13 protein-coding genes and 1 pseudogene are annotated in these 20,640 nt (G+C 67.1%); 6 read left to right on the forward strand and 8 right to left on the reverse strand.

Annotated elements, in window-relative coordinates; translation table 11 throughout:
• Positions 1-178: 178 nt before the first annotated feature.
• Both U5771_RS27520 and U5771_RS27535 read right to left on the reverse strand, forming a co-directional pair.
• On the reverse strand, positions 179-835 hold the full coding sequence (locus tag U5771_RS27520; protein ID WP_322026900.1) for an OmpA family protein: 657 nt from the start codon (positions 833-835) through the stop codon (positions 179-181).
• 125 nt (positions 836-960) lie between these two features.
• Positions 961-6,105, reverse strand: coding sequence for a YadA-like family protein (locus U5771_RS27535; RefSeq protein ID WP_415859438.1), 5,145 nt, complete (start codon positions 6,103-6,105; stop codon positions 961-963).
• Between the two features lie 1,476 nt (positions 6,106-7,581).
• On the opposite strand from U5771_RS27535, the gene U5771_RS27540 reads away from it, so the two are divergent.
• Both U5771_RS27540 and U5771_RS27545 read left to right on the forward strand, forming a co-directional pair.
• Positions 7,582-8,415, forward strand: a complete 834-nt coding sequence (locus tag U5771_RS27540; protein ID WP_322026941.1) for a response regulator — start codon at positions 7,582-7,584, stop codon at positions 8,413-8,415.
• Complete coding sequence (locus U5771_RS27545; RefSeq protein ID WP_322026942.1) at positions 8,408-10,750, forward strand: sensor histidine kinase; 2,343 nt, start codon at positions 8,408-8,410, stop codon at positions 10,748-10,750. Before U5771_RS27540 ends, U5771_RS27545 begins: the two co-directional genes overlap by 8 nt.
• Before the next feature lie 147 nt (positions 10,751-10,897).
• On the opposite strand, the gene yjfF is transcribed toward U5771_RS27545, so the two are convergent.
• From yjfF to U5771_RS27565, 4 genes are all read right to left on the reverse strand, one after another.
• Complete coding sequence (yjfF, locus tag U5771_RS27550) at positions 10,898-12,007, reverse strand: galactofuranose ABC transporter, permease protein YjfF (RefSeq protein WP_322026901.1); 1,110 nt, start codon at positions 12,005-12,007, stop codon at positions 10,898-10,900.
• Positions 12,004-13,044 (reverse strand): ABC transporter permease, encoded by a 1,041-nt coding sequence (locus tag U5771_RS27555; RefSeq protein ID WP_322026902.1) that lies wholly within the window; start codon positions 13,042-13,044, stop codon positions 12,004-12,006. The genes yjfF and U5771_RS27555 overlap by 4 nt, the downstream gene beginning before the upstream one ends.
• Complete coding sequence (locus U5771_RS27560) at positions 13,041-14,555, reverse strand: sugar ABC transporter ATP-binding protein (protein WP_322026903.1); 1,515 nt, start codon at positions 14,553-14,555, stop codon at positions 13,041-13,043. Before U5771_RS27560 ends, U5771_RS27555 begins: the two co-directional genes overlap by 4 nt.
• A 158-nt stretch (positions 14,556-14,713) precedes the next feature.
• Complete coding sequence (locus U5771_RS27565; RefSeq protein WP_322026904.1) at positions 14,714-15,676, reverse strand: ABC transporter substrate-binding protein; 963 nt, start codon at positions 15,674-15,676, stop codon at positions 14,714-14,716.
• 367 nt (positions 15,677-16,043) lie between these two features.
• Between U5771_RS27565 and U5771_RS27570 the strand changes: the two are divergent.
• A pseudogene (locus tag U5771_RS27570) lies at positions 16,044-16,441 on the forward strand (DNA topoisomerase IB); the annotation flags it as partial.
• 105 nt (positions 16,442-16,546) lie between these two features.
• On the opposite strand, the gene U5771_RS27575 reads toward U5771_RS27570, so the two are convergent.
• Both U5771_RS27575 and U5771_RS27580 read right to left on the reverse strand, forming a co-directional pair.
• A complete protein-coding gene (locus tag U5771_RS27575) occupies positions 16,547-16,855 on the reverse strand; it encodes an H-NS histone family protein (RefSeq protein ID WP_322026943.1) in 309 nt (102 codons plus the stop codon).
• A gap of 117 nt (positions 16,856-16,972) precedes the next feature.
• Positions 16,973-17,206 carry a flagellar transcriptional regulator FlhD gene (locus U5771_RS27580; RefSeq protein ID WP_322026905.1) on the reverse strand — a complete coding sequence of 78 codons (234 nt, stop codon included), beginning with the start codon at positions 17,204-17,206 and terminating at the stop codon, positions 16,973-16,975.
• 366 nt (positions 17,207-17,572) lie between these two features.
• Here U5771_RS27580 and galU point away from each other — a divergent pair, with 366 nt between their 5' ends.
• From galU to U5771_RS27595, 3 genes are all read left to right on the forward strand, one after another.
• Entirely contained in the window at positions 17,573-18,457 is an 885-nt protein-coding gene (galU, locus tag U5771_RS27585; protein ID WP_322026906.1) for a UTP--glucose-1-phosphate uridylyltransferase GalU, read from the forward strand.
• 25 nt (positions 18,458-18,482) lie between these two features.
• Positions 18,483-19,088, forward strand: coding sequence for a phosphatase PAP2 family protein (locus U5771_RS27590; protein WP_322026944.1), 606 nt, complete (start codon positions 18,483-18,485; stop codon positions 19,086-19,088).
• 338 nt (positions 19,089-19,426) lie between these two features.
• Positions 19,427-20,620, forward strand: coding sequence for a hypothetical protein (locus tag U5771_RS27595; RefSeq protein ID WP_322026907.1), 1,194 nt, complete (start codon positions 19,427-19,429; stop codon positions 20,618-20,620).
• Positions 20,621-20,640 lie beyond the last annotated feature (20 nt).

The raw sequence follows: 20,640 nt of genomic DNA on the forward strand, positions 1-20,640 counted from the left end.
CATGTCGCCGCATGTCGCCGTGCTGCACCGTCGTCGACGGGACGGCAACCGGCGACGCCGCCCCCCGCTGCGCCGCGGGTTTCCTTTCGCCTCGGCGCACGTGCGCGGTTGGCGCCATTGCCGCAAGCGAACCGCCCGGCTTCGACGGCCGCGCGTGCGGCAACCCGGTCGCGATGGCCTACTTCTGCAGCGAGATTTCCACGCGACGATTCCGCGCCCGCCCCTCGACGGTATCGTTCGACGCAGCCGGATTGGCTTCGCCATGCCCGGTCGCGGCAAACGCATCGGCCTTCAGCCCGTGCTCGCGCAGATACCCCGCGACCGCATCGGCCCGGCGCCTCGACAGCGCCTGGTTGTGCGCATCCGGGCCGGTCGCGTCGGTATAGCCGTCCACTTCCACGCGCGAGAAATGCCGGTCGCCTTGCTGGTTCAGCAACGTGTCGAGCGCGGCGCTGGCTGCCGGCGTCAGCACGGCGGAGTCGGTCGCGAAATACGCATCGCCGGTCAGGCTCACTTTCTCGACCGGAGCGGGCGCCGGCGCAGCGGCGCCCGGCGCGGGTGCCGCGCCGCACTGGAACGCGATCGAGTGCGGATCGGCGCCGTCGCGGTACGGCGTGGTGGAATCGACCACGCGCACGGCTTCGTTGCCGCACATGCGCGTCGCGACCTTCATGCAGGTCTTCGCACTCGACAGGATGCCGTGACAGTCGACCTGGAAGGTCCGGATGCCGTTGCGCGACTGCAGTTCGTACGCGTTGTACGTCGGCCCCGACGCGCTCGAACAGGCGGCGAGGGAAACGACGGACGCCAGCAGTGCAAGATGGATGTTTTTCACTTGATTACTCCGAGAATGCGATGGGCGCAGCGCGTGCGCCGCGATGGCGCGGCCGCATGCGCGTGCATTTGCGTTCGGCGCGGCCCGCTCCGGCAGCGCGTGCCGGTGCGAACCGCTGCGCAGGATCACTTCCACTGATACAACATGCCCGCGCCGACGACGCGCTGGCTGCCGGCGAAACCGCCGTTCAGCGTGGCCTTCAGGTTCTCCGTGAGGCGCGCCTGCATGCCGACCGCCATGGCCTTCTGTCCCTGGAACGAAGCCGTACCGACCCCCATCGCGAAGTTCGAATCGCGGTCCATGTGCGGGATCGACGCCATCGCGGCAGTCGCCGCGATCCCCTCACGTGCCATCGAATCGGTCTGCTGGATCTGCTGCTGCATCTGCGTGAGCTGGTTGTTGACCGTGTTCAGCGACTGCGTGAACTGGTTCGATACCGCATTCAACTGGTTCACGTTCACCGCGTCGGTGCCCTGCGTGCCCGCCGCGACGTTGACGACCTGCCGCGCCGAATCCGCCGAGCCGACCGCGACCACGTTCGACCGGCCGCCGTCGTTGCTGCCCGCGCCGATCGCCGCCGAATGGCTGCCCGACGAGGTCGCCCCGACGCCGATCGCGGTCGAGCCGCTGCCGGATGCCGTCGAACTGTTGCCGACCGCCGTGCTGTTCGAGCCGGAGGCCACCGCCCCCGAGCCGCCGGCCGACGAGTTCGAACCGCTCGGTCCCGGCGGCACGTTGCCGCCGGACGGGTTCGACGTGTAGGAACCGCCGAGGTTGGTCGTGCGCTGGTCGATCAACGTCGTCAACTGGTTCGCGACCGAATCGAGTTGCGACACGTTCACCGCGTCCGTGCCGTTCTTGCCGGCGGCCAGGCCGGTGATCTGCCGGTTGCCGACGTTCACTTCGCCGGCCGACGACTGCGGGCTGCTCAGGCCGTACGCGACGTAGTTCGTCAGCGCGCCGACCGTGGTCAGCGAACCGGCGCCCAGCGCGACGCTGTTCGCGAACGTCGCCGACGCACCGGCGCCGAGCGCGAGCGCATCGGTCGCGTCGCTGCGCGCACCGGAGCCGAGCGCGACGCTGCCGACGCTGACCGCCGCGGCATTGGCACCCTGTGCGACGGATTGCGCGCCGGTCGCCGTCGCGCCGCTGCCGAGTGCGATCGCATCGGCCTGCGCGGAACTCGCGGCCTGCCCGATCGCGATCCCGCCCGGCGCGGTCGCGTCGACGATCGCGCCGTTGCCGATGCCGACACCGTTGTCGCCGTTGACCACCGTCGTCGGCCCCACCGCGACCGATTCCGCGCCGACGGCGAGCGAGTCCGTCGCCGTAGAATTCGCGTGGAAGTACTTCTGGCCCGTGACCGCGAACGACTGCAATGCGCCGGCCAGCTGTCGCACGGTCACCGCATCCTGCTGGCCCGTGCCGTCCGCGACGTTGGTGATCTGGCGATACGTCCTGCTCGTCGTGTCGCCGACCGACACCGCGCCGAGCAGCGTCTGGTCCGTCGTGTTGAACGGGATCGACGCGGTGCCGTTGCGGATGGTCCCGGATGCCGGCACCGTCGCGCGGTCGGCCACCGAGCCCGAGCCGAGCGCGATGCTGCCGTCCACCCGCGATATGGCGTTCGGCCCGATCGCCACGCTGTCGACGCCGAGCGCCTGGCTGTCCGGCGCGGTCGAGTTCGCGTGGAAGTACTTGATGCCCTGCGCGTTGATGTTGTCGATCGCCGAGCCAACGTTGTTGTTGATCGTCGTCGAACCGTCGCTGTTGTACGTCACGTACGACGGCGCCGAGATCGTGCCGGTCGTCGGATCGTAGGCGGCCCCGCCGCCGATCGCGCCGGCCGTGCTGTTGCCGAGGTTGTTGTTGTTGCTCGCGATCGAGCTCAGGCCCGTCGACAGCGAACTGATACCCGTCGACGTGGCGGTCGACAGTGAGGTCAGGTTGCTGTTCGTGCTCGACAGGCCGGTCGACAGTGAGCCGATGGTGGTCGACGTCGAGGTCGACAGCGACGTGATCGAGCTGGTGGTCGAGCTCAGGCCGGTCGACAACGAGCCGATGCTCGTCGACGTGGCGGTCGACAGCGAAGTCAGGTTGCTGTTCGTCGAGCTCAAGCCGGTGGACAGCGAACCGACGACGGTCGAGGTCGACGTCGACAGCGACGTGATCGAACTGTTGGTCGAGCTCAGGCCGGTCGACAAGGAGCCGATGCCCGTCGAAGTAGACGTGGACAGCGACGTGATCGTGCTGTTCGCCGACGACAAGCCCGTCGACGTGGAGGTCGACAGGGAAGTTACCGCGCTGTTCGTCGAACTCAGGCCGGTAGACAGCGAGCCGATGCCGGTGGACGTCGATGTGGACAACGACGTAATTGCGCTGTTCGCCGACGACAGACCCGTCGATGTGGACGTCGACAGGGACGTCACCGAGCTGTTGGTCGAGCTCAGGCCCGTCGACAACGAGTTGATGCCAGTCGACGTCGACGTGGACAGCGACGTGATCGCGCTATTCGCAGACGACAGACCCGTCGACGTGGACGTCGACAAGGACGTCACCGAACTGTTGGTCGAGCTCAGGCCGGTCGACAACGAGCTGATGCCCGTCGAGGTCGACGTGGACAACGACGTGATCGCACTGTTCGCCGACGACAAACCCGTCGACGTGGACGTCGACAGCGACGTCACCGAACTGTTCGTCGAGCTCAGGCCCGTCGACAACGAGCTGATACCCGTCGAAGTCGACGTGGACAGCGACGTAATCGCGCTGTTCGCCGACGACAGCCCCGTCGATGTGGAGGTCGACAGGGACGTCACCGAGCTGTTGGTCGAGCTAAGGCCCGTGGAAAGCGAGTTAATGCCGGTCGACGTCGACGTGGACAGCGACGTAATCGCGCTGTTCGCCGATGACAGCCCCGTCGATGTGGAGGTCGACAGGGACGTCACCGAGCTGTTGGTCGAGCTAAGGCCCGTCGACAACGAGTTGATGCCAGTCGACGTCGACGTGGACAGCGACGTGATCGCGCTATTCGCCGACGACAGACCCGTCGACGTGGACGTCGACAAGGACGTCACCGAACTGTTGGTCGAGCTGAGGCCCGTCGACAACGAGCTGATGCCCGTCGAGGTCGACGTGGACAACGACGTGATCGCGCTGTTCGCCGAAGACAGACCCGTCGACGTGGACGTCGACAAGGACGTCACCGAACTGTTGGTCGAGCTGAGGCCGGTCGACAACGAGCTGATGCCCGTCGACGTCGATGTGGACAACGACGTGATCGCGCTGTTCGCCGAAGACAAACCCGTCGACGTGGATGTCGACAGCGACGTCACCGAACTGTTCGTCGAGCTCAGGCCCGTCGACAACGAGCTGATACCCGTCGAAGTCGACGTGGACAGCGACGTAATCGCGCTGTTCGCCGACGACAAGCCCGTCGACAGCGAGCTGATACCGGTCGAAGTCGACGTAGACAACGAAGTAATCGAACTATTCGCCGACGACAACCCCGTCGACAACGAAGTGATGCTCGACAACGTCGACGTCGACAGCGACGTCACCGCCTGGTTCGTCGCATCGAGCTGCGACCCGTTGATCGCGTCCGTGCTCGACGAACTGATCCGCCCGGCCGCGACATTTGTGATCTGTCGCTCGCTGCCCGCCGCACCCACGCTGACGACGCTGGTCGGGTTGACGCCATTGAAGCTGTACGTGACACCGCCGATCGTCCCGGTCGCGGTCGGATTCGGCGCGGCCGTCACCGAACCGGAACCGAGCGCGACATCGTTGGCGTTGTTCGCCACGGCCGACGCACCGAACGCGACCGCGCCCGCCGCTGCCGCCGTCGACGTGTTGCCGAACGCGAGCGAGCCGGTTCCCTGCGCATTGTTCGTATTGCCGATCGCCACCGCGCCATTGCCGTTCGCGGTGTTGTTCGAACCCATCGTCACCGCGCCGGTACCGATCGCGGTGCTCGGATCGCCGATGGCGACCGCGCCGTCGCCGCTCACGGTCTGGCCTTCGCCGAGCGCGACGGCGCCGGTACCGCCAAGAACCTTCGAATTGTGACCGCCCGCAATCGACCCGGTACCCGACGCCGCGGCAACGGAACTGGTGTTGCCGAACGCAACGGTGGATGCGGCCGCCGCCACGCTATTGATACCGAGCGCCGTCGAATTCAGGGCCGACGCCGTCGCGCCGGCCCCCAACGCGGTAGCGGACGTGCCGGTCGCGAGCGCGAGATTGCCGAGCGCGACGCCGAACTGCTGCGTCGCGGTCGACTGCACGCCCATCGCGATCGAGCTGGTGCCCGACGCATTCGCGTTCAGGCCGAACGCCAGCGCATTGTCGGCGCCGGCCGTCGTGTTCGAACCCATCGCGATCGAACTGGTGCCGAGCGATTCCGTACCCGATCCGGGCACGCCTGCCGTGCCGCCCCAGCCGATGGCAATCGACGACGTGCCCTTCGCCCCGCTGTTCACGCCCATTGCCACGGCCGAATTTCCGGAAGCGAGTGCGCCGCTGCCCACGGCAACGCCGGCCGCGCCCGAACTCGTCGACTGGTTGCCGAGCGCGACGGCGCCCGTATTCGTGGCATTGGACGAAAAGCCGAGCGCGACAGTTTGCGTCCCGGAAGCGATCGCCCCGAGGCCGAGCGCGGCCGCATATTGACCGGAGGCCGTTGCATTGTTGCCGAGCCCGATCGCGGACACGCCGAGCGCCGCCGCACCGCTGCCGATCGCCACCGAGCCGCTTTGGGTCGAGCTCGACAGGTTGCCGATCGCGACCGAATAGCTGCCGGATCCAATCGCCTGCACGCCCATCGCCGCGCTGTTGACGCCAGTCGCCTGCGCGTTGATGCCGACCGCCGTCGACCCGTCGGCCATTGCGTGCGCGCCCGGACCCAGCGCGGTTGCCGACACGCCCGCCGCCGTCGACAGGTTGCCCAGCGCGGTGGAGTTCTGCTGCGCGGCACTCGATCCGACACCGATCGATATCGAGGTGACGCCGCCCGTCGCGGAACCGCCATCCGGCTGGTACTGCGCATGCGCGCCTGCCTGGAACAACGCGAGATACGCGAATGCCGTCGATGCGGTCAGCCGCCGGAGCGACAGCGGCGACGACGTCGTGCCCGCGGCAGCCCCCTCGTCCGCGGCATGCGCGGCCGCGCTGCTCGACGACGCGACGCGCTTGCCGCGCGCGCGATCGAGCTCCGACGCCGCGACCCACGCCCCCAGTGCCTCGTTCCAGATCGACTTGAACGACTTGTTCATCTTGTTTTCCCTCGGTTCTCGTGTGCTGAATCACGCAACAGCGAACGCGACGGCACGCGAAGCACGCTTTCACCCGCGCCTTCGCCACCTCGCGCCGCTCCGTTACTTCACTTCGGATGACTAACTGAACTGCCGAACGGCCCTACACGACTCGTGCGACCGCCGTCGCGATCACACGACCGCGCGCCGCGCGTGTCCGTCGGACCAGCGCCGCGACGATCGCGGGTTATCGATTCATGGAAGCCGGCATCGCGATGCCCGGTGGCGGCAAGACGCGCGGTGCGCGACGGACCCAACGCGCGCGGACGCCGTCGCGCCGACCGGGAGCGACTTCGAATCTCATGAGAAAGCGTCGTTCAGACGCCGGATGGACGCTTGCCGGCCTGATCGACAGGCCGGTCGTCCCGGTTCATTCGGGAGGAGGATGACGTCGTGCGGCCCCCGGGGCTGCCGCATGCGCCGCCGGATCGCGAACGCTGACAGCCGACACCGGGTCGGGCGACCCGGTGGTTTGATCTGCCATGCCTTTGATATTCATGTTTTCTCGTGCCCGCCTGATCGAGAGCGCGCATCGCGCGACCGCCGCCCGAAGGATCGGACCGGCGGTCGGTCGACGCGAACCCACTCACCCCTGTCCATCCGGCCCCTTCGGACATTCCGGATTTCCGGAAAATCCGCCGAGTGGCCGGATGACCCCTGCATTGCCTTTATCGACTGACTTTCTTTGACGATTTATTTTTGTCCCATGTGTCAAACTTGCACCAACTTCTGAATTCCACGATGCACCTTTTTGCATCAATGAATTCCAGGAATGATGAAGTTTTCATGACCCTCGTGCCGGTCTCCGTCGCGCCGCTGCAATCCCGGAATATGAGATTGCCAGCACTCAATGTCACATTGAATATTGCGCCCCCACCAGGGCGCGGGCGACAAAAACTTTCACGTGGTTTCCGTTCCTGTTCCGGAACCGATTCGAGCCGCGTTGGGCCTAGTGTGCCGGGGTTCTCCAGATCGAACCTTTTCCCGGGCGGACAAATTCTTTTCCAGAGCGGACGACATTTACATTCATACATGCCCGCATGGAAAAGGAATTAAATGCGAAAGCAAATTTAACCGGTCATCGATAAAATTTTAGTCACGGAGACATTGAATTGATGGAATCCAACCGCACCGGATCCGATCGCCGGCACGACACCATTCGTTCGAATTCATCATTCCTGGCGCGTCGTCTTGATAATGAATTAAACGGCAATAAAGACCGACATTCAATCGGCAATCAAGAAAGTTTTTCCGCCCCCTGTTTCCTCGAGCCGCTCGGCGCGGTCATGCACCCACGCCGCCGTGTCAAACATGCCCACACGGACCGCACGGAATCCTCACCATCCGCCCTGTTGTCGACATATAATTTTTCGCAACAATCGTGCACATAGATGCATCGATTCCGACCCGGCCTACCCTCCCTACGCGTTCGCAACCATGGCATCCCGCTCGTCCAGTTCGGCGTCGCTCCGCGCCACGCCGGATCTCGTTGGCGCACACATCCTTGTCGTAGACGACCGACCGAACGACCTGCGGCTCCTGACGGAGATCCTGCGTGCCGCGCGGTGCCGGATCAGCGTCGCGTTCGACGGCCTGCAGGCCTATCACCGCGCGCAGGCAATCGCACCCGACCTGATCCTGATGGATGTCAGGATGCCGCGCATGGACGGTTTCGCCGCATGCCGGCTGCTGGCCTCGACGCCGTCGACACAGAACATTCCCGTCATCATCCTGACGGCCGCGAGCGATCTCGAGGATCGCCTCGCGGGGCTCGAAACCGGCGCGCTCGACTACATCGTGAAACCGTTCGAGCCGGTCGAGGTGATCGCGCGGCTGCGCAATCACCTGAAGCGGACGCGGCGCAGCCAGCCGTTCGCACATCTACCCGAGTTGTCCGACCACCCCGACGCCGCGCTGGTGCGCGCGGCAAGCGACATCCTGCTGCGCGAACTCCGCAACCCGCCGGCGCTCGACGAACTCGCCCGGCAGGTCGGCACGCACGAAAAGCGGCTGTCGCGCGTGTTCCGCGACCATCTCGGCCAGACCGTATTCGAATACCTGCGCGACACGCGGCTGCGCGCCGCGAAGCACTTTCTCGCCGAGACGTCGATGGGAATCGGCGACATCGCCGAGGAAATCGGCTTCTCGACGCCGGGCAATTTCGCGACGGCGTTTCGCGAACGGTTCGGCATCACGCCGTCCGACTGGCGGCGCCAGCGGCCGGCGGTCGATGCGCTGCCGCCGTCGCATGAACACCAGCGCGATGCCTAGGCGCCGCGCATCGGGCTGGCACGCCCTGCTGCTGCTCGTGGTGGCGCTGGTCGCCTGCGCGACGCACCGCGTCGAAGCGACGGAAAATCCCGCGCGGCTCGAAGCGGCGTCGATCGTCGAGGATCCGGGCACGACGATGTCCGCCGGCCAGATCGCCGCGCGGCTCGCGGAACCGCACCGCCCCGGTGCGACGGCCACGCAACCGTCGTTCAACATCGCGTTTTCCCGCTCGGCGTGGTGGGTCGGCGCGACGCTGGTCAACCGCGGCAGCGTCGAGCGTCCGCTGGTGCTGGCGATTCGCGACGCACGCGTCGATCATGCGGACTTCTACACCGAGCGCGGCGGCACGTGGACGCTCATCGGCCGCTTCCCGCCCGACGCAGGCAGCACGGACGGCATGATCCGCGCGCATTCCCGATACCCGCTGCTCGACGTGATGCTCCGTCCGGGCGAGCAGGTGCCCGTCCTGATCCGCGTCACGTCCCGCAAGGAAATGCGGCTCGCGCCCGCCGCCTTCACGCGCGACGCATGGGACGCCGAGGAAATGCGCGCCGCCATGTGGGACTTCGGGTTTCTCGGCGGGCTGCTGGCGCTCGTGTGGTGCGCCTTGCTGATCGGCTTCTTCTCGCGCAGCCGCGTATTTCACATGCTGGCCGGCATCGCGCTGTTCACGATGCTGTTCGAGGCCGCGTATCGCGGCTATACGACGCTGATCCCGTGGCCGGGCGCGCGGGAATGGTCCGCGCGCGGCGAGCTGATCTGCGCGTACCTCTCGATCGCGCTGTTCATCGTGTTCATCCTCACGGTCGCGCACCGCGAAAAGGCCCGGCTGCCGCTGCGTACGGTCTACGTGGCGATACTGGGCCTCGAATGCGCGGGCATGGTCGGAGGGGCATTCGGCGACCTGCTGACGTTTACATGGTTCTGCCTGCGGCTGAACGCCGTGCTGGCGATCGTCAACATCAGCATCGCACTGACGCTCGCGATCCGCCGGACGCCGACGGGCCGCGTGATGCTGATCGCGATCGCGTTCGCGAGCTTCAACATGCTGATCCGCATTCTCGACGGCAAGGATGCGCTCCCGCCCTGGCTGATCTGGCTCAAATCCGACATCTACCCGAACCCGGTCATCGCGATCATCGGCCTCGCCACGCACCTGCTGGTGCTGGCCGCGTGGATCAACCACGTCGGCCGTCAGCGCACCGAAGCGCGCAAGCGCCTCGCGCACTGGCAGCTCACCGAACAGGATCGCCTGCGCGACGAGGTCGCGAAACGCACGGTCGCGCTCAACGACGCGCTGCACCAGGTCAACGCGCACATGCAGCAGAAGATCGAGACGCTCGGCTATGTGAGCCACGACCTGCGCGCGCCGCTGTCGACGATCAACGGCTACGCGAAGCTGCTGCTGCAAGGCGCGACGCGCGGCCAGGCGCGGCTGATCCGCTCGATCGACCGCAGCATCCGCTACCAGCTCGCGCTGATCGACGAATTGCTCCAGTACACGAGGGCCGAACTGCAGCCGCTCGGCATCTCGCCGGACGCGACCGACCTGCCCGGCCTGCTGAACGACATCGGCGACTATGCGGTCGCGCTGTGTTCGCAGCAGGACAACCGGTTCGACTACCGGCCCCTGACGCCGTTGCCGCGCAGGCTGTCGATCGACGGCATCCGGCTGCAGCAGGTGCTGCTCAACCTGCTGTCGAACGCGTCGAAGTTCACGCGCGACGGCACGGTCACGTTATCGGTCGGCGCGTATCCGCAAGGCGACGCATGGCGGATCGTGTTCGAAGTCGCCGATACGGGAATCGGCATCGATATCGGCAAGACGACCGACATCTTCCGCGCGTACCAGCAGGTGCAGGCCGTAAACGGCGGAACCGGGCTCGGCCTGTTCATCGCGCAGCGGATCGTCCGCGCGATGCAAGGCGAGCTGGCCGTGTCGAGCCAGCCGGGCGTCGGCACGTCGTTCACGTTCCAGATCGTCGCGCCGGCGATCGGCCGCGCGATGATCCCGGCGGCAGCGCTCGCGCGGCCGGTCGATCCGGTCGAACGCGCCGAACCCGTGAGCGCCGTGCACGCGATGCGTTGCCCGCCCGCCGCGGCCCTCGACGAGCTGGCCGTGCTCGCGAGCGAAGGCCGCCTCACCGATATCGAGGAATGGCTCGGGCAGCATGCGCACACGCCACGGCATGCCGCATTCGTCCACGCCATGCGCGAGCGTCTCGACGCGCTGGATCTGCAGGCGATCGAGCGACTCGCCGAGTCGCTGAAACGGACGGGCATCGCGGATGCGTCGTTCGATGCGGAACCAGACCTGGCCGCCGGGCCGGCGTGATTGCAACGGGCGCGCGGCTGCCGTGCAACGCGCATTCGCGGGCCGGTCAAACACGACGGGCTGTCGCGCCGGCGCGCGGCTGTTCGGCAGCGATGGCGATGAAGCAAACGATGCCCGTCTTTGAAAGCCGCCAAAAGCGTGCCGGCATCACGCCGAACGCTGAAAACGCAACAGCCTCCGCATCGCCGACACCCGCGCCGCATCGTCGCCCGGTGCGGAAGGCGCCGCCTGCGCGGCCTCGCGCTTCCGCCGTTTCGGATCGAGCCCGGCGCCGCCGCTACGCCGCCGCGCCGCGTGCCGCTCGATGACCCGCTGCAGCAGGCAGAACACGCACAGCAGCGCGCCGATCACGATCCGGGTCCACCACGAGCTCAGCGTGCCGTCGAACGTAATCAGCACCTGGATCGTGCCGAGGATGCCGACGCCGAACACCGAGCCGATCACGTACCCCACCCCGCCCGTGAGCAGCGTGCCGCCGATCACGGTCGCGGCGATCGCGTCGAGTTCCATCCCCTGTGCCTGCAGCCCGTAGCCGGACAGCACGTACAGCGTGAACACCACGCCGCCGAGCGCCGAACAGAACCCGCTGAGCGCATACACGCCGACCTTCGTGCGCGCGACCGGCAGCCCCATCAGCAGCGCCGAGCGTTCGTTGCCGCCGATCGCATACACGTTGCGGCCGAAGCGCGTGAAATGCGCGACGTAGATCGCCGCGGCCAGCGCCGCGAGCGCGATCAGCGCGCCCGCGCTCAGCATCCCGCCGCCGACCGGCACGCTGATGCCCGCGAGCGCATGGAACGTCCGCTCGTTGATCGTGATCGACTGCGTCGTGATCAGGAAGCACGCGCCGCGTGCGAGAAACATCCCGGCCAGCGTGACGATGAACGGCTGCAGCCGGAAGAGGTGGATCAGCGCGCCCATCGCCGCCCCGTACAGCGCGCCGAACACGAGCACGAGCGGCACGATCGCCCAGACGGGCCAGTGCAGCCGCTCGGCGCCGACCGCGCAGAAGATGGTTGTCAGCGCAACGACCGAGCCGACCGACAGGTCGATGCCGCCCGACACGATCACGAACGTCATCCCGATCGCGACGATCAGCAGGAATGCGTTGTCGACGAGCAGCCCGGTCAGCACCTGCATCGAGAAGAAGCCCGTGTACATCACGGATCCAAAGCCGAACAGCGCGGCGAACAGCACGATCGTCACGACGATCGGCAGCGTGCGCGGGTCGGCGAGCCGTGCGAGGAATCGGTTCATCGCGGCGTCGCTCCGGTGGTGGTGCGCGAACGCGCGGAAGACAGCAGCCGCGACGCGTGCCGGACGACCCGCGCGCGCGCCGCGTCCGACTGGATCAGCGTCACGACGATCACGACGATCGCCTTCACGACGAGCGTCGCCTCCGGCGGCACGCCGATCGAATAGGTCGTGTAGGTGAGCGTCTGGATGATCAGCGCGCCGAGCACCGAGCCGGCGAGGCTGAAGCGGCCGCCGAGCAGCGACGTGCCGCCGAGCGTCACCGCGAGGATCGCGTCGAGCTCGAGCAGCAGCCCCGCGTTGTTGCCGTCGGCGCTGCGCACGTTCGAGCTGGCGAGGATGCCGGCGAGCGCCGACATCACGCCGGAAAACAGATACACACCGAACACGACCGCCCCCGCGCGCAAGCCCACGAGCCGCGTCGCGACCGGGTTCACGCCGATCGCGCGGATGAACAGCCCGAGCGCCGTGCGATTCACCAGCAGCGCGGTCGTCGCGATCGTCGCGGTCGCGATCCAGACCGAGCACGGCACAGCCGCGAGATAGCCGCCGCCGAGTGCCAGGTAGCCGGGCGCGCCGATCGGGATGATCTGCCCGCCGGTCAGCAACTGCGCGATGCCGCGTCCGGCGACCATCAGGATCAGCGTCGCGATGATCGGCTGCATCCCGACGAACGCGACGAGCACGCCGTTCCACGCGCCGGCGAGCAACCCCACGCCGAGCGCGGCGGCGAGCGCCGTGCCGACCCGCGTCGGATCGCCGTCGAGCACGATCGCCGCGGCCGCGCCGGCGATCGCGACGATCGCGCCGACCGAGATGTCGATCCCGCGCGTCGCGATCACGAGCGTCATCCCGAGCGACACGATCACGAGCGGCGCCGCGCGGTTCAGGATGTCGACCGGCGCGCCGAACAGATGGCCGTCGAGCAGCGAGATCGACAGGAAGCCCGGCCGATGCGCGACGTCGAGCGCAAACAGCAGCGCGAGCGTCAGCACCGGCCACACGAGCGGATGACGAAGCAACGCACGGAGCCGCATCATGACCGGCCTCCCGCGATCAGTTGATACACCTGCTCCTCCGACGCGTCGGCACCGGTCAGTTCGGCGACCTTGCGACGGTCGCGCAGCACCGCGATCCGGTGGCTCACGCGCACCACTTCGCTGATCTCCGACGAGATGAACAGGATCGCGAGCCCCTGCGCGCACAGCGCGAGCACGCGCTCCATGATGTCGAATTTCGCGGCGACGTCGATCCCGCGGGTCGGCTCGTCGAGAATCAGCAGCTTCGGCTCCGTCGCGAGCCAGCGCGCGAGCAGCACCTTCTGCTGGTTGCCGCCCGACAGCAGCCCGATCGGCTGCTCCGCGTCGCGCGCCTTGATGCCGAGCCGCGCGATGTACGTGTCGGCCAGCTCGCGCTGGCGCGCACGGCCGATCAGCCGCCACCAGCCGCGCCGCGCCTGCAGCGCGAGGACGATGTTCTCGCGGATCGACAGCGCGGCGACGATCCCCTCCTTCTTGCGATCCTCCGGGCAATATGCGATCCCGCTGCGGACCGCATCGTGCGGCGACGCGAGCCGCTTGCGCGCACCGTCGATCTCGATCGCGCCGGTGTCGGTGCGCTCGGCCGCGAACGCGAGCCGCGCGGTTTCCGTGCGCCCCGAGCCGAGCAGCCCGGCCAGCCCGACGATTTCGCCGGGCCGCACGTCGAGGTCGAGCGGGCTCATCATCCCGCGCCGGCCGACCTGGCGCATCGACAGGAACGGCGCGGCAGCATCGGCATCGCGCTGCGCGGCCGCCGCGCCCGCCTGCAGCGTGCCGGCCATCGGTTCGCGGCCGGTCATCTTCGCAACCAGCCTATCGACCGGGAGATCGCGCGCGAGATACTCGCCCTCGCGCTCGCCGTTGCGCATCACGGTGATCCGGTCGGACACCGCATAGGTCTGTTCGAGAAAGTGCGTGACGAACAGGATCGCGATGCCCGACGCCTTCAGTCGGCGCAGCACGTCGAAGAGCCGCGCGATCTCGCCGTCGTCGAGGCTCGACGTCGGTTCGTCGAGGATCAGCACGCGCGCGTCGACCGACACGGCCCGCGCGATCGCGACCATCTGCTGCACGGCGATCGGATACGCGTCGAGCGAGCGCGTGACGTCGAGCGACAGATCCAGCTCGGCGAGCGCGTCGCGCGCACGCGCATGGATCGTTTTCCAGTCGATCGCGCCGCGCCGCATCGGCTGCCGGCCGGCGAAGATGTTCTCGGCGACCGACAGGTTCGCGCACAGGTTCACTTCCTGGTACAGCGTCTGGATCCCGGCCGCCTCGGCCTCGCGCGGCGCGGCGAAGCGCACCGGCGCGCCGCCGACGCGAATCTCGCCCGCGTCGTGCGCATGCACGCCGGTCAGCACGTTGATCAGCGTCGACTTGCCCGCGCCGTTCTGGCCCATCAGCGCATGGATCTCGCCCGGAAACAGCCGGAAGTCCACGCGCTGCAGCGCGTGGACACCCGGAAACGCCTTGTCGATGCCGATCATCTCGACCACCGGCGGATTCGTCATGGTTCGCCCTCGATTCGAAGCAGTTGCCGGCCGGCGGCAGCCGCGCCGCCGGCCGCGTCCAACGGGACGCTCAGGAACACGCCGGGCCGCCCCAAGTTTTCCGCTCCGAAGGAAGTCCCCTTGGGTGGCCTGGCGCGAAGCGACAGGTTGGCGGGCGCTCAGTACTTGCGGGTCGGCAGCACCTGCGCCGCGACGCTCATCGGGAACACCGTCTCGTTCGTCACGATGCGCTTCGGCAGCTGCTTGCCGGCGACCACGTCCTTCACCGCGCTCATCAGTTGCGGGCCGAGCAGCGGGCTGCATTCGACGTCGACGTTGATCTTGCCGGCGACCATCGCCTGGAAGCCGCCCTTGGTCGCATCGAACGACACGACGCTCACGTCCTTGCCGGGCTTGATGCCGGCCTCCTCCATCGCCTGGATCGCGCCGAGCGCCATGTCGTCGTTGTGCGCGTAGACGACGTTGATCTGCTTGCCGTAGGTCTTCGCGAACGCTTCCATCACCTGCTTGCCGCCCGCGAGCGTGAAGTCGCCGCTTTGCGACGCGATCACCTTGAACTTCGGATTGTTCTTGATCACTTCGAGCAGGCCCGCGCGGCGATCGTTGGCCGGCGCCGAGCCGACCGTGCCCTGCAGCTCGACGATGTTGATCGGGCCCGCGTCGTTCCGGTAGTGCTCTTCCATCCAGTGGCCGGCGCGCCGCCCTTCCTCGAGGAAGTCGGAACCGATCATCGTCACGTACAGCGACGGATCCTTCACGTCGACGCCGCGATCGGTCAGGATCACCGGGATATGGGCCGCCTTCGCTTCGGTCAGCACCGGCTCCCAGCCCGACTCGACAACCGGCGAGAACGCGATCACGTCGACCTTCTGCGCGATGAACGAACGGATCGCGCGGATCTGGTTCTCCTGCTTCTGCTGCGCGTCCGAGAATTTCAGGGTGATGCCGGCGTCCTTCGCCGCGCCCTTCACCGACACGGTGTTCGCGGTGCGCCACGCGCTTTCCGCGCCGACCTGCGAGAACCCGAGCGTGATCGGCTTTTGCTGCGCGTGCGCGCCGGTGGCCAGCACCGTCGCCGCGGCGACGATCGCGCCGGCCGCCAGCTTCCTGATGAATGTCATGGTCCGTCTCCGATGGTGTCGTTGTATGCCGCGGCGCCGGCCTGGCGCGGTGCCGTGCTGCGTTGTTGTGGTTCTGCGCGGCGCGGGCGCGGTTCGGGGCGGCGCCGGCCGGCGCTTGCGGCCGGCCCGGTTGGTGCGCCCCGGAACAGTCTAGGAACAAGCCCGATAACCTTCCAATGAAATATTGGATTGAAGCGATATCGGTATCGGCATACGTATAAACACCTAGCGCCCCGCCCGCGTCCAACGGGCGTGTGCGGCCTCGACCAGCGTCACGCGCGTTTTCATCTTCGTCTGCCCCAACCGTTTCGACGTCGGTTCAACGCGGATGGGGGCGGCGTATCCGCACGCGCGTTGCGCAGAGTAGGTGGACGACGACGGCGCACGTCATTCGATCGGCTCGTCCGACGTGAACGACTATCGGCGCGAAGCAGCAGGCGCGGCGTTCAGCGCGAAGGATCACCGGACATGGGCGGGCAGCGTTCAGGCGCCGGCGTTGCTGCGGCGCATTCCGCATCGGGGCATTGCGCAGGCGCGCACGCAGATCGTCGAAACGGTGCGGGCCTCGCCGACCTACTGCGCAACACGCCGGCCGTGTGCCGGCGCTGCGACATCCATCCGGCGGTGCTCGATGCGTTCGAGGCCGGGATGCTCGCGGCACTGGAGATGCGCCGCACGCCGAGAGGGCTGCGCGTGGACGAAGCCGCGTTCGCGGCGTTGCTCAAGCAGGCGGCGCGTCGTGACGGGCGATGCACGAGTCGATGAGCCGGTGCCGGGCGCAGGCGCGTCGACCGCCTGCGCGACCGGACAGGCGCGCGAACGGCGCCGCCCGCCTTTCATCGCGCCCCGCCGCAGCGCTACCCGCTCACCTCAACCCGGATTACGCTCGATCAGAAACCGCTCGCGACGGCCCCCTTTGATCCAGCGCGGCTCGCGACCGCGGCCGCTCCACGTCGCGCCGGTCTTCGGATCGCGATACCGGGGTGCCGATGCGCTCTTGCGCGGCGTCGTTCTTGCGGTGCCGCCGTGGCGGCCGAAGATCTGGCCGGCGGTCAGGCCGTATTCGGCGACCCGGGTGCGAATCTCCTGAATGACGGCCTCGAGTTCGGCGAGTCGGGCTTCCTCGACGCGCTTCATCAATTCATCGGCTTGCGCCTTCAATTCGCGATAACCGGACATGCGATTCCTCCACATTTTCATGGCGTGATAAAAGACCGAATGGGCGCGGGATTGCCACGATGCAATCCGCTTGAAGGCCGTGAGTCGAACGTCCATTCGGGAAAACCGGCCAGCGAATCACGCGCGGCCCGGCGCGTTTTCGGCGCGAAATTCACACACCAATTCGCCGCTGACCGCCAGTTCATCGATCTGATCCGGCGTCAACGCGTCAATCGACGCGGCAATTTCATCCGAAATGCCCAATTGCCGCCGGGCCTGTTCATAGTCGATACGCAACATGCGCTGCGCGAGCACGAGATAGGCACGGTTGAATTCCGCGATCGCGTCGAAAATATCGCCCTGTCCGGTCATGACTGCTCCTGAGCCGACGGCGGCCCGTGCGCGCCGCGCGCGGCACCGTGCCCGGCCGTCCTGTAATGAATGCCTGAATCTAAGTCATGCGATCGACGTCATGCCGCCAATTCCTAGACGGCATCCGACATTCATGAAATCGGCGCGTGCAATTCGCGATTCGCCATTCTTCACAATTCGTCGCTGTCGGATTCTGCCTAGATTCGGTCACCATCTGAAACCGGAACACCCTTACGATTTCCGAACGGCGTGCGACGCCAATTGCGCGAGCGATACGGCACCGGCGAACGATGATTTCATGCATGCATCGCCGCCTTTTCCCGGCATCGTTGATGCCTGATCCTGAACGGATGGAATCCGACAATCATGTTGAAAGTGACGAAAGCCGTATTTCCGGTCGCCGGTCTCGGCACGCGATTTCTGCCCGCGACCAAAGCCAGCCCGAAAGAAATGCTGCCGGTCGTGGACAAGCCGCTGATTCAATATGCGGTCGAGGAAGCGATCGCCGCGGGCATCACCGAAATGATTTTCGTGACCGGCCGCAGCAAGCGCGCGATCGAGGACCACTTCGACAAGTCCTACGAGATCGAGGCCGAACTCGAGGCGCGCGGCAAGGAAAAGCTGCTGTCGCTGGTACGCAGCATCAAGCCGAGCCACGTCGACTGCTTCTACGTGCGCCAGGCCGAAGCACTGGGGCTCGGCCATGCGGTGCTGTGCGCGGAGAAGCTGGTCGGCGACCAGCCGTTCGCGGTGATCCTCGCCGACGACCTGCTCGATGGCCCGACGCCCGTGCTGCGCCAGATGATCGACGTGTTCGACCACTATCACGCGTCGGTGATCGGCGTGGAGGAAATCGCGCCCGAGGCATCGAAGTCGTACGGCGTGATCGACGGCAAGCGCTGGGAGGACAACCTGTTCAAGCTGTCCGGGATCGTCGAGAAACCGGAGCCGGCGAAGGCGCCGTCGAATTTCGGCGTGGTGGGCCGTTACGTGCTGAAGCCGAAGGTGTTCGAGCATCTGCGCGCGCTGCGGCCCGGTGCCGGCGGCGAACTGCAGCTGACGGACGCGATCCAGTCGTTGCTGTCGGACGAGCAGGTGCTCGCCCATCGCTACGACGGCACGCGCTTCGATTGCGGCAGCAAGCTCGGCTATCTGAAGGCGACGGTCGAGTTCGCGCTGCGGCATCCGGAAGTGGCCGCGGATTTCGAAAGCTATCTGGCCACGCGCATGTCGGCGCTGCTGGCCGCCTGACCGGGTGGCCGTCACGAACCCGGTGGTGTGGACGGCCGTCAGCGATCTCGGCGACGCGGCGATGACGTTGCCGCTTGCCGTCGCGTGCATCGCGTGGCTCACGCGCTCGACGGCCGGGCGGCATCACGCGGCGTCGTGGGCGCTGATGCTCGCGGCCGGCATGGCGCTGGTCGGCGCCACCAAGCTGCTGTACGCGGGCTGCGGGATCCAGATCCGCGCGATCGATTTCCGCGTGATCAGCGGCCACACGATGCTGGCGTCGGCGGTCTGGCCGATGACGTGCGTGCTGGCGCTGGGCGGCGGCGTGCAGCCGCGGGCGAGCACGTCGCTGTCGCTGTCGTTGTCGCTCGGGCTCGGGCTCGGGATCGGCGCGCTGATCGGCGTCGCACGCGTGTTCGACGACGCGCACACGCCGTCGGAAGTCGTCGCCGGCTGGCTCGTCGGCTCGGCGGTCGCGCTGGCGTTCGTGTGGCGGCATGGCGCGCCGCGCGTCGACGCACGGTATCGCGCGCTCGTCGCCGGCTCGCTGCTGGCCGTGTCGGCGGTCGCGTATGGCCGTCATGCGCCGATTCAGGCGGCGATCGAGATGTATTCGCCGTTTCTGTGCGGGCGGTTCGCGCTGCAGCCGTGACGAGCGCGGGCGCGCACGGTCGGACGTTGCGACACGGTACGGTGTCGTGCGGCCGAGCCTGGCGGGCCGCACGATGCATGACCTGCCCCGCAGACCCCGCCGGAAAAAGACAGAATGCCGCACGAATCGGACAACAGGATTCGCCCGGCCATCCAACCCTCTATGCTTGATCGCCGGAATCGCTTCGTCCGAACGACGGACGCGTGTTCCGCGTGCGAACCGGCGCGCAAGCCAGCCCTGCCCGACAGGCATCTTGCCCCGCGTCGCACGGCATCTCGCCGCGCAGTGCCGGAACGGCCGGCACGCAGCGAATCCGGAGTCTCCGATCGGGCGCACGCATGTCGACCTTCCTCTTTTCAGCCAGCGTACTGTTCTTCTCGCTCAACGCGTTCAGCGTGCGGGCAACCTTCGCCGCGTATTTCCTGCTCTGCGCGCTCGCCTTTCTGCGCGCGCCGACGCTGATGAACCGACAGCGGCACCTGTTTCCGGTTTGCACGTACTGGCTGATCAGCACCTGCCTCGCGTTCATCCTGTCCGCGTTCGGCGATTTCTACGTGAACTTCTTCATCAAGTTCGTGCTGATCCAGACGTATGTCGCGCTGAGCTACTGGATGTTCGCCGGCGGCGTGCTCACGCGGGAATCGCTCGATACCGCGTGCAAGACGCTCATCTACGTCCACGCCGCGTTCTTCACGTTCCAGCTCGTCTATTACCTCGGCACCGGTACCTTCATCGACTTCGACAGCTATGTGCGCGAAGCCGACTCCGAAGCGCTCTACGCAACCAAGGCGCTGACCGACAGCCTGATCTCGATCCGCGCGCTGGGCCTGTATTCCGAACCGTCGTTCTATGCGATGACGGTCGTCCCGAGCGCGGTGGTCCTGCTGCTGTCGCAGCGACGCATCACGCTCGCGCCCGTCGTCGGATTCGCCACCGCGCTGCTCAGCTTCTCCATCGCGTCGATGGCCGTCTGCGCCGCACTGTGCGGGCTGCACGTGCTCACCGGGCGCGGCCGGCTGCGGACCCGGATCGCGGTCGTCGTCGTCGCGCTCGCCTGCGTGCCCTGGCTCTATAGCGTGTACGACCAGCGGGTGAACCAGTCGGTCGACTACGATGCGGTCGGCAGCCGCACGCTCGTGCTGACCGAGCTGTCCGAGCGCGACGTGGTCGCAGGCGTGTTCGGCGGCGGCCTGTTCTGGGACGAACGCAACAACGTCGGGAAAACGCACCTGCGCGGCTATCAGGTGCGGGACAGCTCGTTCTACATCTACCTCGTGTTCGCGGCGGGCGTCGCCGGCTTCGTCGTGTTCTTCGGTACGCTCGCCATGCTGTTCCGCCGCAAGGGCCGGCGCAAGTATCTGCTCTATCTGCTGCCGATCCTGCTGTTCAAGTACCACGTGCTCTATGGCATGCTCTGGCTCACCATCCTGCTGTTCGTCGTGCTGGCCGACCAGGACGCGCCGCACCGGCGCGCGATCGCCCGTCCCATCCCGAACGCGTCCGGCGGCAAGCCGCTCGCGCACCTGACATGACATCACTCCGACATACGCCG

The sequence above is a fragment of the Burkholderia sp. BCC1977 genome (assembly GCF_905339595.1).
Taxonomy (GTDB): domain Bacteria; phylum Pseudomonadota; class Gammaproteobacteria; order Burkholderiales; family Burkholderiaceae; genus Burkholderia.